Annotated in this window: 13 protein-coding genes; 6 read left to right on the top strand and 7 right to left on the bottom strand. The window is 42.9% G+C overall.

What is annotated here, in order from left to right:
• Positions 1-7 precede the first annotated feature (7 nt).
• The 3 genes from coxB to lexA form a co-directional block, all read right to left on the bottom strand.
• Positions 8-1,576 carry a cytochrome c oxidase subunit II gene (coxB, locus tag J8L86_RS10235; RefSeq protein WP_065110193.1) on the bottom strand — a complete coding sequence of 523 codons (1,569 nt, stop codon included), beginning with the start codon at positions 1,574-1,576 and terminating at the stop codon, positions 8-10.
• A 440-nt stretch (positions 1,577-2,016) separates the two neighbouring features.
• Positions 2,017-2,523: a SulA-like leucine-rich domain-containing protein gene (locus J8L86_RS10230; protein ID WP_055025396.1), complete on the bottom strand. Its 507-nt coding sequence runs from the start codon at positions 2,521-2,523 to the stop codon at positions 2,017-2,019.
• Complete coding sequence (gene lexA, locus J8L86_RS10225) at positions 2,520-3,137, bottom strand: transcriptional repressor LexA (RefSeq protein ID WP_055025395.1); 618 nt, start codon at positions 3,135-3,137, stop codon at positions 2,520-2,522. The genes J8L86_RS10230 and lexA overlap by 4 nt, the downstream gene beginning before the upstream one ends.
• 408 nt (positions 3,138-3,545) lie before the next feature.
• Between lexA and plsB the strand changes: the two genes are divergently transcribed.
• Positions 3,546-5,966, top strand: a complete 2,421-nt coding sequence (gene plsB, locus J8L86_RS10220; protein WP_065110192.1) for a glycerol-3-phosphate 1-O-acyltransferase PlsB — start codon at positions 3,546-3,548, stop codon at positions 5,964-5,966.
• 11 nt (positions 5,967-5,977) lie between these two features.
• On the top strand, positions 5,978-7,222 hold the full coding sequence (gene mtr, locus J8L86_RS10215) for a tryptophan permease (RefSeq protein WP_055025393.1): 1,245 nt from the start codon (positions 5,978-5,980) through the stop codon (positions 7,220-7,222).
• Positions 7,223-7,256: 34 nt separating this feature from the next.
• Here the strand turns inward: mtr and J8L86_RS10210 are convergent, their stop codons facing one another.
• Positions 7,257-8,300 carry an AraC family transcriptional regulator gene (locus tag J8L86_RS10210; protein WP_211030139.1) on the bottom strand — a complete coding sequence of 348 codons (1,044 nt, stop codon included), beginning with the start codon at positions 8,298-8,300 and terminating at the stop codon, positions 7,257-7,259.
• A 160-nt stretch (positions 8,301-8,460) separates the two neighbouring features.
• On the opposite strand from J8L86_RS10210, the gene J8L86_RS10205 reads away from it, so the two are divergent.
• From J8L86_RS10205 to J8L86_RS10190, 4 genes are all read left to right on the top strand, one after another.
• Positions 8,461-8,805: an MFS transporter gene (locus tag J8L86_RS10205; protein WP_211030138.1), complete on the top strand. Its 345-nt coding sequence runs from the start codon at positions 8,461-8,463 to the stop codon at positions 8,803-8,805.
• Positions 8,802-10,025 (top strand): biotin/lipoyl-binding protein, encoded by a 1,224-nt coding sequence (locus J8L86_RS10200; protein ID WP_211030137.1) that lies wholly within the window; start codon positions 8,802-8,804, stop codon positions 10,023-10,025. Before J8L86_RS10205 ends, J8L86_RS10200 begins: the two co-directional genes overlap by 4 nt.
• A gap of 238 nt (positions 10,026-10,263) precedes the next feature.
• Positions 10,264-11,058, top strand: coding sequence for a VOC family protein (locus tag J8L86_RS10195; protein WP_065110189.1), 795 nt, complete (start codon positions 10,264-10,266; stop codon positions 11,056-11,058).
• 98 nt (positions 11,059-11,156) lie between these two features.
• Positions 11,157-11,423, top strand: a complete 267-nt coding sequence (locus J8L86_RS10190) for a tetraspanin family protein (protein WP_080914608.1) — start codon at positions 11,157-11,159, stop codon at positions 11,421-11,423.
• 75 nt (positions 11,424-11,498) lie between these two features.
• Here J8L86_RS10190 and J8L86_RS10185 read toward each other — a convergent pair whose 3' ends face one another.
• The 3 genes from J8L86_RS10185 to J8L86_RS10175 form a co-directional block, all read right to left on the bottom strand.
• Positions 11,499-14,642, bottom strand: coding sequence for a CusA/CzcA family heavy metal efflux RND transporter (locus J8L86_RS10185; protein ID WP_211030136.1), 3,144 nt, complete (start codon positions 14,640-14,642; stop codon positions 11,499-11,501).
• Between the two features lie 12 nt (positions 14,643-14,654).
• Positions 14,655-16,301 (bottom strand): efflux RND transporter periplasmic adaptor subunit, encoded by a 1,647-nt coding sequence (locus J8L86_RS10180; protein WP_211030134.1) that lies wholly within the window; start codon positions 16,299-16,301, stop codon positions 14,655-14,657.
• Between the two features lie 221 nt (positions 16,302-16,522).
• Positions 16,523-16,951, bottom strand: a complete 429-nt coding sequence (locus J8L86_RS10175; RefSeq protein ID WP_156669196.1) for a hypothetical protein — start codon at positions 16,949-16,951, stop codon at positions 16,523-16,525.
• Between the last annotated feature and the right edge of the window lie 148 nt (positions 16,952-17,099).

Genomic DNA, 17,099 nt, shown 5'->3' with positions numbered 1-17,099 from the left:
GTATCCCTTACTTTCCATGACCAACAACATCGGTGGCTTGAACAGCATCACCAGTATTATTTCCCCAAGCATTTCGCTCATACGTCACAACAGCTGCGAGTTGCTGAGGTGAGAGTATGGAGCTAAATCCTTGCATTGCTGTACCAGGTTGGCCATTGATAACCACTTCAAGGTGTCCTTCAACAGGGCCCATGACTAACGGACTGCCTACTAACGCAGGGAATGCGCCAGGTAAACCTGTACCAGCGGCTTGGTGACATGCAGCACAGCTGCTGAGATAAACTTGCTCACCCATTGCCATCAGTTCATCCATAGATAAGTCATCCATAACAACGTCAGGTGTTGCTTCTTCAACGACGTCAGCAACCACTTGTTCTACCTCAGGTTGTGTCGCTGGTAATTCAGCAGGCAAAGTGACAGGCGTTGGCTTATCACTTGCTGAACTTGCATCGCTAGGTGCCCCACCAGAGTTCACATCTGCAGCTTGAACCACATCACCAGAATCATTACCCCAAGCGTTTCGCTCGTAGGTCACAACAGCTGCAATTTCTGTTGCAGTAAGCTGTTTCGCGAAGGCTTGCATGGCAGTACCAGGCTGGCCGTTGACGACAATATCAATGTGGCCAGCAACTGACCCTTTAATGATTGGGCTGCCGATAAGAGACGGGAATACACCAGGTAGTCCTGCACCATTTGGTTGGTGACAAGCGGCACATCGGCCCATGTAAACTTGTTCACCTTGAGCCATCAACTCATCAAAGGTCAGGGTTTGCGACAGTGACGCTTCAGCCGCGGCTTTTGCATCAGCAGTGAGTTGTTTTTGATCTTTTAGCCATTGCTCAAAGTCTGCTTCAGAAACGGCTTCAACTACCACCGGCATGAATCCGTGGTCTTTACCACACAACTCAGCACATTGGCCTCGGTAGGTACCAACCTTATCAATCTTGGTCCAAGCTTCATTAATAAAACCTGGGTTAGCATCTTTTTTCACCGCAAATGCAGGAACCCACCAAGAGTGAATCACATCATCTGAAGTCATTAAAAAGCGTACTTTACGATTGATTGGCAGAACGAGGGGCTTATCGACTTCAAGTAGGTAAGTTTCAGTTTTCGTTTCTGTCCCAGTAATTTGATCGGCAGGGGTGGAAAGTAAACTGTAAAACTCGACGTCTTCATTAAAATAGCTGTAATGCCATTTCCATTGAGAGCCGGTTACTTTAATAGTTAACTCCGCATCACTTGGGTCTTCCATAGCAATGAGGGTTTTTGTGGCAGGAATTGCCATACCAATGAGGATAAGAAACGGCACGACAGTCCATGCTATTTCCACTTTGGTACTATCATGGAAATCAGCAGGTACTGCACCCTTTGATTTTCTATGATAAATCATGGAGTAAATCATGATTCCAAATACCACAACACCAATAGCACAACAGATATAAAGAATGATCATATGGAGGTCGTAAACCTTACCACTGATCTCTGTTACCCCTTGGGTCATGTTAAGCGGCATATCAGCCGCTGCAAGCGGCACTGCAAAAAACAGCACCATTAATCCATACAACAATCGCTTCACAAGACTACTCCTCTGCCAATTGCGATTTGCAATAACAACAAGGAAAAGTCACACAGTAATACTCTGCTCTATGCAAACTTTTCTATTCCCGAAAAAGTTTGATCACTTCAAAGTACACGGTGGCAGTGAGTATTAATACTCGATTATTCTATTGGGTTTTGGTGGCCACACTTGTACCTAATACTGAACTTTTCAATTCTTAAATTGACGCTTTTTATTCAAGGCTTTCTATACCGCATGGTACCAGCACAATCTTTACAGCGTTTTATCACTTATGTTCATTTTTACCACTAAGAGAGGTCAATAAATGTTACTCCCTTGTTAACTACATTACTTGGAGATTAAATATTGATCAAGATCACTTTATCATCTAATTTGCTGAAAAAAGGCGCAAAAAAAAGCCCGTCACCGAAATGAAGGGCTTTTTTAGCAAATAGACTTTAGTGAAATGCAGATAAATTCAATTGGGTTGCAGTCACAGGATTACTGGCGTTTAATTGGTCATCACGTAAGTGAGTATTTACATCTTCGATAATGACACCTTGTGCTAAGGCGCTTTTAGCGACTAATTGAATGCGGCGATTATCACGAGCATCTAATGGGGTTGTCCATGTAATCACTGCGCTGGATGTACCACTTGTGAGTGCTTTTTCCATTGCCCACAGTGTTTCGACTTCATCTTTAGTGTGAACCAGTAATACACGGTCCATTCTGACATTGGCGTTCGCTAGAATTTGTTTGTAACCAATGTGAGGCGGGTTAATCAGTACAATCCATCGCCCTTGTTGACTTAATACGGCTAACTGGCCGCATAGCTGAGTTAATTCAGTTAACCCTTGGTTAGCTGTTTGTTTGGTTTCGATACCTTGCTTTACTGGCGCAGCTGCTGATGCCATGTCCATCCATAAACCTGGGTGACGTGGTGCATTACCTATTAATGTGTTCATAACCAACCTCCATTACGGATAACGCCAACAGCGAGCCCTTCAATCGTAAGGCTTTGGCATGTTAAATCGACTTTTATCGGCGAGTACTGCTCGTTTTCTGCATGCAGATAAACAACGTTGCCTTTCTTTTCAAAACGCTTCACGGTGACATCATCATCAACACGGGCAACAACGACTTGACCATTTTTAGCTTGCTGCATTTTGTGAACCGCTAATAAGTCGCCTTCAATAATGCCAATATCCTTCATACTGTCGCCACGAACACGTAGTAAGAAATTAGCATTGGGTTTAAACATTTCAGGATCAACTTGAAAGTATTGTTCAACATGTTCTAGCGCCAAAATTGGTTCACCAGCCGCAACCTGACCAATCAGTGGTAAGCCTTCTTCAACTTCCTCTTCTTCTTGGACCATACGGATACCGCGAGAGGTACCTGGAATAATTTCAATGCAACCTTTTTTAGCGAGTGCTTTTAAATGTTCTTCTGCAGCATTAGCACTTTTAAAGCCTAATCTAGTGGCAATTTCTGCACGAGTTGGTGGCATACCTGTCTCGGCAATATTGCATTTAATTAATTCTAGAATTTCAGCTTGTCGTGGCGTTAAAGGTCTCATGTTGATTCCTGTTTTTTTATACAGTGACTGTCATTATATACAGTATCTTTGGTCGCGCAAGTATTAACCAACATTTTTTGCTGATAAAGCAATAGATATGAATTTTTATCGAAGTTTCTAGTTATTTAAAGTTCATTAAATCAGTAGTTTATTGTTTTTATAGGGGCTGGTAAATTAGTGTGTTTTATTATTGATGACTCAAGTGAATAAGCCAAAAAGTACTGGATACCGTCTATTTATACAGTACTGTACCTAAATGTTTTGCTACTTACTAAGTGATTGATACTTGATGTTAGAACCAACAAAACTTGCTACTTAAATGTTAACTAGATTTACCGAGGTTAGTGTAACTGAATGATATTCTGGTATCCTATGCGCAATAAATCGTTGTTGATAATGCGAAGACCCATGCTAAAACCAGATTCTATCATTGCTAAATCATTACGTTGGATTCAGAAATTAATGGTACACAGTGTTGTTGTGCCTGAAGATCCGTTCGCTGACCTTAACTTAGATCCTGACAAGCCAGTGGTCTATGTGATGAAAACGGAGTCGCTGAGTGATATTGCTGCCTTACATGAAATGACAGCTAAATATAACTTGCCAAGTCCGTATGAACGGTTAGATGTTGATGGTTTCAATACCCCTAGAATTGTGTGTGTGGAAGGGCGTAAACCCTTGTTTGGTAAGCGCCATAGTAGCGATAAATTTGTAGCAAACTTTACTAAGTTGCTCGAATTACACCAAAAGAACAAAGAACTCGACATCCAGCTTGTGCCTGTAAGCCTATATTGGGGGCGTATCCCAGGTAAAGAAGATGACACCATGACCGCTGCGGTTTTTGAGCGTGAAAACCCAACATGGTTACGTAAATGGTTAATGATTCTATTTTTAGGTCGCCATAACTTCATTCAATTTTCTAATGCCATGTCGCTGCGTTATATGGCTGATGAACACGGCACAGATGTCAGTATTGCGCATAAGCTTATCCGTGTGGCTCGTGTGCATTTTCGCCGACAACGTAAGGTGATGACGGGGCCTCAGCTTCCTAATCGTCAAGCGATGTTCAATTCACTGTTAAAGTCAGAATCCATCAAGCGTGCCATTCAAGAAGAAGCCGTTAACAAAAAAATTCCCGAAGAAAAGGCACGTGAAAAAGCCATTGAGTACCTTGATGAAATCGCGGCAGACTATTCGGATAACTTGATTCGTATTGCTGAGCGTTTCTTAACTTGGCTTTGGAACAAGTTATACAGTGGTATTAGCATCAAGAGTGCGGAGCAAGTTCGTAAACTGCATCATGATGGTCATGAAATCGTTTATGTGCCGTGTCATCGAAGCCATATGGATTACTTGTTACTGTCATATATTCTTTATTATCAAGGCATGGTTCCACCGCATATTGCGGCAGGGATTAATCTTAACTTTTGGCCGGCAGGTCCAATGTTCCGCCGTGGTGGTGCCTTCTTTATCCGTCGTAGTTTTAACGGTAATAAGCTTTATACCGCAGTATTCAGAGAGTATTTAGATCAACTATTTGCTAAAGGCTATTCAGTTGAGTATTTCACTGAGGGTGGTCGTTCACGTACTGGCCGTCTACTTGCTCCTAAAACAGGCATGCTAGCGATGACGGTAAACAGCGTATTGCGGGGTATCGAGCGTCCTGTGACCTTAGTGCCAGTGTATCTTGGCTACGATCATGTCATGGAAGTGTCGACTTATCATAAAGAATTAAGTGGTAAGAAAAAGCAAAAAGAATCTGTATGGCAAGTGTTTGGTGCATTGCGTAAGTTGGGTAACTTTGGACAAGGTTACGTTAACTTTGGTGAGCCAATTAACGTACAGCAGTTCTTAAATCAGCAGTCGCCTGATTGGCGTGAAGAAGTGGCTAAAGATCCCGAGCAAAAACCAACATGGTTAACGCCTGCGGTTAATCAATTAGCCAATAAAGTGATGACAAACATTAACAGTGCAGCAGCTGCGAGCTCTGTTACGTTAACCAGTATGGTGTTATTAGCCGCTGAACAAAATGCATTAGAGCGCACAGAGCTGGAACGTCAGCTAGATTTATATCTTAAATTGATGAAAGAAGTGCCTTACACTGATTACACCTCAGTAGCTCAAGGCAGTGCTAGTGAATTAGTTGATCAATGTCTATCACTGAAAAAGTTTACTTCGCACACTGATCAAATTGGTGAAATTATTGCGATTGAAGAGTCTTCAGCAATTGCGATGAGCTACTACCGTAATAACATCATCCATTTAATGGCAGTTCCTTCGTTAATTGCGAGTTGCTTGGTGCAATACGAAGAGTTTAATCGTCAAAAAATTCATGAAATCGTTAATGACTTCTACCCGCTACTCAAGGCTGAGTTGTTTATGGGGATTGAAGACTTACCCGCTTACATTGATAGCGTATTAAACTTATTTGTTGAGCAACAGCTTATTTCGGGTACAGACGAGTTTGAACTCAATCAAAGTAATATTACCCAGTTAATGTTATTGTCTGAAACTGTCAGTGAGACATTACAACGTTACGCGATTATCTTTAATTTATTGGCTTATAAACCGGATATTGAACGTTCAGATCTAGAAAGCGCGAGCCACTTATTAGCTCAGCGTTTAGGTGCTTTACACGGAATAACTGCGCCAGAGTTTTATGATAAAAAACTCTACAATAATTTGAGTGTAAAATTAAAAGAATTAGGGCACTTGTCGGGTAATGACAATCAGTTTGCTGTCATCCGAATTCGCGACCATGCCAATGGTATGTTGCGTTTATCTGTTCGTAAAACCATAGTAGATAGCGTCACTATGGAACATGGGTAACCACTAACTTTATGAGTTCAACACAATCACAACCGCACAATAAATCATTATTAGGCGGTGCTATGATTATTGCCGGTACCACAGTCGGTGCCGGTATGTTTTCCCTTCCTGTTGTCAGTGCTGGTATGTGGTTTGGCTATTCCATTGCCATGCTAATCGGTATTTGGTTTTGTATGTTGGTGTCAGGCTTAATGCTACTTGAAACCAACTTACATTTTAAACCTGGCGACAGTTTCGACACGTTAACCAAAGTGACATTAGGCCAATTCTGGCGGATAGTTAATGGGCTTTCCATTACCTTCGTATTATATATTCTGACTTACGCTTATATCAGTGGTGGTGGCTCTATTGTGAACCACACCTTGTCAGGTATGGGCATTCATTTACCACAAAGTATTGCAGGCTTAGTTTTTGCCCTTGTGCTTGCTGCGATTGTGATGATTAGCACTAAAGTGGTCGACCGTATTACGACAGTAATGCTTGGCGGGATGATCATTACTTTCTTTTTAGCCGTCGGTAATTTGCTGATTGATGTGGAAACCGTGAACTTGTTAGTCCCTGACGGACAGGCGAGTTTTGCTCCATATATTTTAGCTGCCATTCCTTTTGGTCTGACAAGCTTTGGTTATCACGGCAATGTGCCAAGCTTAGTTAAGTATTATGGCAAGCAGCCTAATGTGATTATCAAGGCGATTTGTATCGGTACCTTTATCGCGTTAGTGATTTACACGTGCTGGTTAATTGCCACCATGGGCAATATTCCTCGTAGTCATTTTAGCGATATTATCGCTCAAGGTGGGAATATGGGCGTATTGGTTGCGGCATTGTCAGATGTGATGTCCAGTGCTTGGCTAAATACCATGTTAACTCTGTTTGCTAATTTGGCCGTTGCGTCATCTTTCTTAGGGGTGACCTTAGGCTTGTTTGATTATTTAGCAGACTTATTTGATTTTGATGAATCGGCTAATGGCCGAATCAAGACCGCTGCAGTGACCTTTATACCGCCAACCATCTTAGGCTTATTATTCCCAGATGGTTTTTTAATCGCGATTGGTTTTGCCGCTCTTGCCGCGACAATTTGGGCTGCTATTGTGCCAGCGATGATGGCGTATAAGTCACGTAAAATGTTCCCTGATGAGAATAGCTTTAGAGTTCCTGGTGGTACGCCGCTAGTGGTTGTAGTGATTCTTTTTGGTGTGCTAACAGCAGCTTGTCACTTATTGGCAATGGCTGATTTATTGCCTGTTTATCGATAAGCTATACGCAATATTGATAATCTAAAAAAGCCCTCTATTGAGGGCTTTTTTGATGCAATTTTTCAACGTACTGAGTCGGTGATTGATGATGTAATCGCCTAAAACTTTTACTGAAGCTGCGTACACTGGCATAGCCAAGTAGCTGCGAAATCTCTTTAACCTCTTTGCCTTCAAGCATATATTTCACTGCTAAATTTCCTAAGATATAGCGCATTAACTCTGTAAAACTAAAGCCATTACGCTGCAATCGTCGCTGTAATTGTTGTTTCGAAAAACCACATAATTCCGAAAGGGAATCTAATGTGGGTAAACCATAAAAACGTATGTAATTCACCAGCTCATAAAGCACTTTAGGCGTGTCATGGGGTTGAGGCATATTTAAATATGAGTCGAGTTGATTGAGGCTAATACTACTTTTGTTATTGCGCTGAATATGTTGGGAGGTGGATAGCGAAGCCAAAAAGTGTTGTTCAGAGCTAATCAAGGAGTCGACATCAAGCCATATCTCGGTTTGCGGCGCATTCCAGGTCACTTTGGCTCCAAATATCGCTTCGCTCTCCTGTTGGTTAATGGCGGGGCCGCTGAGCATCACTTTAATCGGGGTGAAGTCTTTGCCTAAAAAGTGCTTGCAGGTATTTAGCAGTGTTAAGGCTATGCGGAGCGAGTCATGGGATTTGGCTTTGCCGCTGACATAGTTATTGCGATAGCACCATTTAATAATCTTATTCGACTGAGCACCGTAGTAACTTGCACCTGAATGAAAACAAGCCATGGCATAGTTAATGCGCCGAAAGGTAATTGCCAAGTCTGGAGTCGCCAAGAACCAGTTGTTAGGCATATTAAATTGGTTGACGGTTAAGTAGTGTTGGAGCGTCAACATATAATCTTGAACATTCGATAATTGCTCAATCTTACTCAGCCACATTGATACTTCCGAGTAAGGGATTAATGTCATGGGCTCATTCAACAAGCTTTGAGGGATCGATAGATCCTTTGCTGTGATGCCATAGTGGGCTTCAACCCCTTTTAGCACGGGTAAAATGCAGCAAACTCGAATAAATGAAACTTCAAATGCCATGTCAATTTCTCGTTAAGTGCTTGGGATCGGTAGATGATATTTAAGTAACTATATATATCAAAAAACATTGATAATTGATACGTATGGTTACTTTGTGTTGTGGTTTTGTCGTTTGGGTGCACACTACGCAGCATCTAAGTTAACAAGAGGTGCAATCACTATGAGTTTATTCAGTATGCCATTCGTCGATTCTGGAGTTGATGTTGCACTTCATGGTGTGGCTTTAGTTGTATTGGTCGGGGCTGTCGCTGCCGCAGGATTCGGTTTTTGGAAAGTTCACGAGTTGCCGATTCATAAAGCTCACAAAGAAAAACATCAACAAATAGGACTGATTACTGCGCTCACATGGATTGGATTTATCTGGCATTGGGTTTGGGTGTTAGCAGTCATGGTGGCGTTTATTGATAGTGGTAAAGCATTAAGAAGGATCAGAGATATTTGGCGAGAGAATGAACGGGAACAGCCTGTTACCGCCACTCCAGCAAAAGAGGAGATTAACTCATGATTGAAGGATTAGCAGTTTGGGCGTTGTTTATTTATATTCTACGCTTGATAGGTATGCCTTGGAATAAAGGCACAAAAGCTTTTTCATACTTAGGCGGTGCTGGCTGGTTACTGTTTGTATGGGTAGGACTATTAAACTATGCGCCTATGGATATTACAGGTGGCTCTGTTGTGCAATCTCCGCATATTCAATTGCGTCCAGCTTCGACACAAATTAAAGGTAATGTAAAAGGTATCTATGTCGAACCTAATCAGAGAGTAACAGCAGGGCAATTAATCTACGAGATAGATGATGAGCCTTATCAAATAGCGCTGAATAAGGCTAAAGTGCAGCAACAAACAGCTAAGGTTGCATTGTCACTTGCTAAAGAAGATATAGGTATCGCTGAAAAAGTTTTACACGCTGCGCAGTCTGATGTTGCGATTAATCAAAACCAACTGCATGCGAGTAAAAAAGACTTGGTGTGGAAGCAAACCACCATGAATCGTTATGTTGAACAAAACAGTAAAGTGGCTGACACCATTACTGAAAGTCAGCTAGATGAGCAACAAACGGCTGTCGATTTAGCGCAAGCGAAAGTGGATTCGTATGTGACACAAATTGCCAAATCGAATACCCAAGTACAAAAAGCAAAGTTAGATATTCAAAAAGCACACTTAACAGTAGAAAGCCGTCAGTCTGATTTAGACAGTGAACTTGAAAATGTGGCTCAGGCGCAATGGAACTTGGACAATACTAAGGTTTTTGCACCTGCAGATGGTTATTTAACGAACTTCATCATGCGTGAAGGACAGTATGTGGGGGTTGCACCTCGTATCCAAATGTATACTGATGAAAAGTACGTGCTTATGCGGGTGAATCATCAAGCGATTCGTAATGTGAAAGTTGGCCAAATGGCAGAGTTTGCTTCAGCAGTATATCCTAGCAAAATTTTCAATGCAGAAGTTGAAGGGATAATTGAAGCCACAGGCGAAGCCCAAGGTAGTTTGCTTGCTCGAGATGACAATGTTAGACAAACAACTGGGCAGAACATTAATAACAAGCACCATTTCGTGCGCTTGAAATTACATGAAGCTGAGGGCTTCGATATTCCAGTCGGCTCGGTAGGGCTGGCATGGGTGTCGGCAGCTAAACCAATTGAGTTCCTTGCTTTCTTGGATGTGATACGTGGAATTATTATCAGAATGAAGTCGCAAATATACTACATCTGGTCAATATAACCTCGGCTTATACAGCCAAAGTTTGAATGGTATATCGCGTTAAAAACGCTCTCGCAAGAGGGCGTTTTTTTATGGTGCAAATTAAACAGATTATTCCCTCGACAGGCTAACTAAAACGGTCTTAACTATAGACATGATTTCCAAAATATTTGCAGTGTCAGTTTTAGTCTTGATAGTGAATATCAGATAACTTTGCCGTTAATCGCACTGAGCAAATATACATTTCAAGGATAGGTTTATGAATGTGACTCATTACATGCAAGGTCAGCCTTGCTGGGTGGAACTGGCCACTCATGATTGGTATTCCGCAAAAGGATTTTATCAAGCGTTATTTCAATGGCATCCTGATGATATGCCTATGCCTGAAGGGCATTACACTATGCTACAAATAGACGGAGATGATATTGCCGCTATGTATCAAATGCCCAAAGAAATGGCCAGCCTTCCCACGCATTGGGAGTTGTACTTTGCGGTTGATGATGTCGCTGAAACCGTTAAAGCTATTCAGCATGCTGGTGGAGAAATTATCGCAGGGCCACATGCTGTGGGGGACTCTGGAAAAATGGCCGTCTGTCGTGATCCTGAAGGGGCTCGTTTTTCAATTTGGCAGGCGATAGAACATATAGGTATCAAGCGCACTTTTGAGCCAAACACCTTATGTTGGGTCGAGTACATGTGCCGCAATGTTGGCGTATCGAAGAACTTTTATTGTCAGGTTTTGGGTTTTGATACTGAGTCCGTGGATATGTCAGAAGTGGGTGTTGCTGAATATGTGCAGTGGCTTGTTGCTAAGCAAGCTGTTGGCGGCATGATGGAGATGACCGAAGAGTTTGGTGATATGCCATCGCATTGGATGTTGTATTTTAGTGTCGATGATTGCGACATGATGGCGCAAAAGGCAGAAGAATTGGGCGGTAAAGTTTGCGTCCCTCCTACTGATATTCCAGATGTTGGCCGCTTTGCAGTGATAGATGACCCTCAAGGTGGGACGTTTTCTATTATCAAATTAAGCTTACCTGTTGCTAATGGATAATCTGCTTTAACTTAGGCTTTTGGTTTGATAGCTTAATGATGCTTTGCTGATGCTTTAGCAAAGCCTTCACGGAAATCAACAGAGCTCAAGGAAGCAGCATGCAGCAAACGAAAGAACACAAACTCGCTGAAATTCAAAAGAAAATGATGCTGGTGGCAATAATTGATTTACCTGGGACATTGCTATTAGCGATAGGTCTATATGGGATAGTTGTTGGCTACAGGCTTGAGGCTTTGCCAATGTTAGATAACCCCAATGTGCTTTACGTTATGATGGCCGTCGGTGCGAGTATCATGTTATGGGGATTAGTCAGTATGTTTCGGCTTGCTCGTATCAAACAGCAAATAGAACACGATGATTCTTAAATAATGTGATTATTTTTACAAAAAAGGCGCTATTTGCGCCTTTTTTAATGTGTTATTACTAGGTGTTAACTAAGTTTAGTTGATTGTTTTTGGAAGCTTTCTTCCGTAAATCAACAAGTAAATAGCAGGTATAACAAACAAGGATAATAACGGCGCAGTGACCATGCCACCGACCATAGGGGCGGCAATTTTTTGCATCACCTCATTACCTGTACCACTGCCCCACATGATTGGTAGTAAGCCGAAGAAAATGGTCGCAACCGTCATCGCTTTCGGACGAATTCGCATCACCGCTCCATGAATTAATGCTTCGGTTAAGTCGCTGCGTTGTTGGTATTGGCCTTGGCTTTTTCTATCTTTAATACTGTTATTTAAATAAACTTGCATGACGACCCCAAATTCAGCAGCCACGCCAGCCAGCGCAATCATGCCGACAGAGACGGCAACCGAGAAATTGAAGTCCAGTAAATACAATAGCCAAGCACTTCCTACTAATGAAAATGGCAAACTCAGCATAATCACTGAAGCTTGAGTGAATGAACCAAACGTCATCATTAGCAGCATAAATATCACCGCAATCATTAAAGGAATGACTAACTCCATTTTGGCTTCGACTCGCTGCATATACTCATATTGCCCAGCGAAGGTATAGCTATACCGTGCTGGTAATTGGATCTGCTCATCTAATGTTGCTCGAGCTGTCTCGATATACTCACCGATAGATATATTGTCTAAATCGACAAATACCCAACTGATTAACCTGCCGTTTTCGCTGGCCAACATGGGAGCCCCATCGCTAATCGTAATGCTGGCTAAATTGCCTAATGGCAAATATTTCCCTGTTTTTGTCAGGACAGGCAATGCAGTAAGTTTTTCTATGCTGTCACGCAACTCTCTTGGGTATCGAATATTAATGGGATAACGCTCTTGCCCTTGAATCGATTGCCCGACTTGCATACCGCCAATGGCCATTTGTACTACATCTTGTATGTCTTTCAATGTCATACCATATCGAGCAGCGTTTTTAAGATTTGGCTCAATATCAATATAACGTCCGCCGCTGGTTCGTTGGGCAAAAGCTGACTTAGTGCCAGGTAGAGAACTGACGACAGCTTCAATCTCAGTACCAATACGTTGTAACTCATCAATATTGGCGCCTGAAATCTTGATACCAACGGGGGTACGCACCCCCGTGGAGAGCATATCAATACGGGTTTTAATGGGTTGCACCCATGCGTTGGTCATACCGGGGATTCTGACCGTTTGCTGTAACTCTGCAATGATCCCTTCAAGTGTCATACCTTCACGCCATGTATCACGAGGCGCTAACATGATTGTGGTTTCTAGCATGGTTAACGGTGCGGGATCTGTTGCTGTCATGGCGCGTCCGACTTTACCAAACACCCGCTTAACTTCAGGTACAGTCTTAATTAATCGGTCTGTTTGCTGCAAAATTTCAGCGGCTTTACCAGCGCTAACGCCAGGTAAGGTTGTTGGCATATAAAGCAAGTCGCCTTCTTCGAGTTCAGGCATGAACTCACTGCCCATTTTCGTCATAGGATAAACCGCACTACCTAGGGCGATTATCGCTAATAAAATGGTGAACTTGGGAAAGCGTAATACCAATCTGAGTAAGGGCTCATACATCGCAATGAGCAAGCGGCTGAGTGGGTTCTTTTTCTCGTCAGGGATCTTGCCTCGAACAAAATATCCCATCAATACAGGGATAAGGGTGATAGCCAGCAAAGCACTGGCTGCCATCGCAAATGTTTTAGTGAATGCTAACGGATGAAATAAACGTCCTTCTTGAGCTTCAAGAGCAAACACTGGAATAAAGCTTAAGGTGATAATCAACAGACTAAAGAAAAGCGCCGGACCGACTTCAATAGAGGCTTTGCGTACCAGCTCCCAATGGGCTTCTCCTGTGGGCGCTTGGCCTTGATGTTGCTGTCGGTAATGTTCAAGATGTTTGTGGGTATTTTCCACCATGACAATGGCTGCATCAACTACCGCTCCAATGGCAATGGCAATGCCGCCTAAACTCATGATATTGGCATTAACGCCAATCAAGTTCATCGCAATAAAGCTGATTAAAATTGAGATAGGCAGTGAAATAATCGCTACCAATGTTGAGCGGGCATGAAGTAAGAAAATCAGACAAATGACGCCAACAACCAACATTTCTTCTAAGACTTTGTTTTTAAGGTTATCCACTGAATTAAGGATGAGCTGTGAACGGTCATAAGTGATGACTAACTCCACCCCATCGGGTAAGCCGTTTTCGATTTCTGTCAGCTTTTGCTTAACATTGTTGATAGTGGATAAAGCGTTTTCGCCGTAGCGCATGACAACAATGCCACCGACCACTTCACCTTCACCGTCTAATTCTGCGATACCGCGTCTTGCGCTTGGGCCTGTGCGCAGTTGGGCGACATCTTTCATCAATACAGGAATTCCTGAATCAGAAACAATGCCTAATGGAATTTCGTTAAAATCAGCCAAGGTTTGGCGATAACCGGTTGAGGTAATCATGTATTCGGCTTCAGCCATTTCGATGACTGACCCGCCGGTAGAACTGTTGGAGTTATCGAGCGCATTTTTAACCGTCATCAAATCAATTTGATATAAGGCCAGCTTATGCGGATCGACAATGATTTGATAAGACTGCTCCATACCGCCAATCGTTGCGACTTCTGAAACGCCAGCCACACTTTGTAATTCAAGCTTTAAAAACCAGTCCTGCAGTGAACGAAGTTGGGCTAAATCATGCTGGCCTTTGCGGTCAACTAACGCGTACTGAAATACCCAACCAACCCCAGAGGCATCAGGCCCTAATGTTGGGGTGACATTATCAGGTAGCTGGGTTTGGGTTTGCGAAAGGTATTCCAATACCCTTGAACGAGCCCAATAAATATCGGTGCCATCTTCGAAGATGATGTAGACATACGAGTCGCCAAACATGGAAAAACCACGCACCGTTTTTGCGCCAGGTACAGCAAGCATGGCTGTTGATAATGGATAGGTAATTTGATCTTCCACAAGCTGTGGTGCTTGCCCAGGATACGATGTTTTAACAATCACTTGTACGTCAGACAAGTCAGGCAAAGCATCCAGCGGTGTTGTTCGCATCGCTTGATAGCCAACTAATGCAACAACAAGGGTCAGTAGTAACACCATTGCTCGCTGCCTAATCGAAGTACTGATAATTTTTGCTAACATGACAGTCTCCGATTAATGATGCGCATGCGCATCTGATGTGTCAGTGGTGTTGTCTGCATTACTGCCACTTAGACGTTGTAAACTGCCTTGAATGCTGGCTTCGGAATCTAACAAGAATTGACCAGAAACAATGACTTTTTCACCTTCATTTAACCCATCAATAATCTCGGCTTTACCTTGAGCAATCATGCCAACTTTTACGGGAACTGAGGCAAAGCTGTTATTGTCACGCTGCACAACAACGCGATTTTCTCGTCCAGTAAGAATGAGCGCTTCAGTTGGAATGGAAAGCACATTACGTTTTGGCCCACCAAACAATTTTACATCGACCAGAGTGCCGGGTTTTAATTGCTTACCTGGGTTATCCAGCTTGATGCGCACACGCATTGCTTTTGAGACGGGATCGAGCTCTGGGTATATGTAGTCAATGGTCGATTCTAAATCGAAAATCCCTTGAGCCGCAGAAGACACTTCAACGGGGCGTCCAATCTCAAGCCAGCTTTGCTCGTTTTCAAATACATCAGCAATCACCCAAACACTTTTTAAATCAACGATTTCAAATAATGTTGTGCCAGGTTCAACAAACATGCCGTGCCTTACCGACAGTTTGCTGACAAACCCATCTTGGTCAGCGTAGTAAGGTACGCGGTAAATGGTTTCACCTGTGCGTTCAAGTTGTTTGATGGTGCTATCACTCACTCCTAATAGCTCTAGACGCATACGTGCTTTGCGCAGCAAGCTTGCGCCGCGTGCTTTATCTTGTTTAAGGTAATCAATGGCTTGCATATAATCATCTTGTGCTGTGATCAACTCTGGCGAATAGAGTTCATAAAGCAGTTGACCTTTTTTCACTTTCTGGCCGACATTGTGCACCATTAACGTTTCCAGCCAGCCATCAACACGAGTATGGGCGTGACCAATTCGGTTTTCATTGTATTCAACGGTTCCGATTGTACGTACTAATTTCCATAAGGTTCCGCTTGTAACTTGTTCACTGCGCATACCTAAAGCTTGTTGCATACCGCCTGATACGCCGACAAGTATCTCACTAGAACTTGCATCGCCCATGGTGACTTTTTCTAAATCCATACCACAAATAGGACAGCTGCCAGGTTCATCTGAAACCACGTGAGGGTGCATAGGGCAAACGTATTTAATATGACTCGTCTGTGCTTGCTTGTTAGCAGGTGTTAGCGTGGGTTTAGGCTGGCTTAGGATATTGTCTGCTTTCGTTTGGGTAGAAGTATCGACGACAGTGGACGCCATTGCATGGGCATGTCCGGCATGTTCATCTGCGGAAAATTCCTCCTCTTCTTCTTTCACTAAAAACATATTGCACTGAGGGCAACGGCCTTTTTCGTGGCTGGTTTCTTCTGGATGCATTGGGCAAACATAAGTGGAGGTATTTTTAGTCTCTTCTTGAGCTATGTCTTTGGCAGCATGGGAGCTGGATACTTGTTCTGTCGACTGGTGAACTAAAAACATGTTGCACTGAGGGCAACGGCCTTTTTCATGGCTGGTTTCTTCTGGGTGCATTGGGCAAACATAACTCTGCTCAGTCGCTTGATGTATTTGACTATGCTGTTGTGCCTGAGATGGCATCGAAACAAGCGAGAACCCAACAGAAATCGCAATCAATATACAGTTTATGTGTTTCATAAAAACCTCAAATGGCGCTTATATGCGTCGCTGTGACGCACAAATTCGCCTAAATATCTTGTCAGTAAAGCATTGAAATTGGCTGTGGCTATAACAGCTGACTTTCAGTATGAACAAGCGGTATTACTCTGTGATGTATCTCAGTGTATACCTACCGTTGTGCTCATGCCTTCTGTACCTATGCTTTGGCACAAGTAAAGCGGCTGATATAGCAAAGGTTGTTATACGATGGGAGGTTTGAATGCGGGTAAAGTTTGATGGAAAAAGAAATGCGGCAGAGCTGTGGCTTCAGCTTTGATATTAATGGGTGTCGCTAAGGTGATATCCAGGCTTTGCAAGTGACCGGTCATTGAGATTGTTAAGCAATGTCCACAGTCGATGCTGCATCCAGACACTGAATCACAACAGGCACTTGATGCCATTTGCACCATTTCAGGCATGGTGTCGCAACATGAATGATCTTCTTCATCTGCTGAAGATGCCATTGCACTGCCCATGTGGTGCTTAACATTTGTAGCAGAGGCGAGTTCGTAAGCGTCATGTGTCATGCTCGGCATAACCATCGCATAGCCATTAGTCACCAAACCTTGTCCGAGTAAAGCGAACAAAGCGAGGAAAGTCATGATGTGATGCGATAATGAAAGCTTCATGGTTCTCCAATCGGTGCCAACAAACAAATAAGTGATGAACATTTGAGGCAAGCAATGATACAAGTGCCAAATATAGCTTGTTAACAACTTGCCAGCAATCAAAGTGTCATAAAAAGCCTAACTTTTCATCTAGACCCATTAAAACCAA

It is taken from the genome of Shewanella sp. MMG014 (assembly GCF_018100775.1).
In the GTDB taxonomy this organism is placed as follows: Bacteria; Pseudomonadota; Gammaproteobacteria; order Enterobacterales; family Shewanellaceae; genus Shewanella; species Shewanella japonica.
This window is presented reverse-complemented; position numbering and strand designations above follow the sequence as displayed.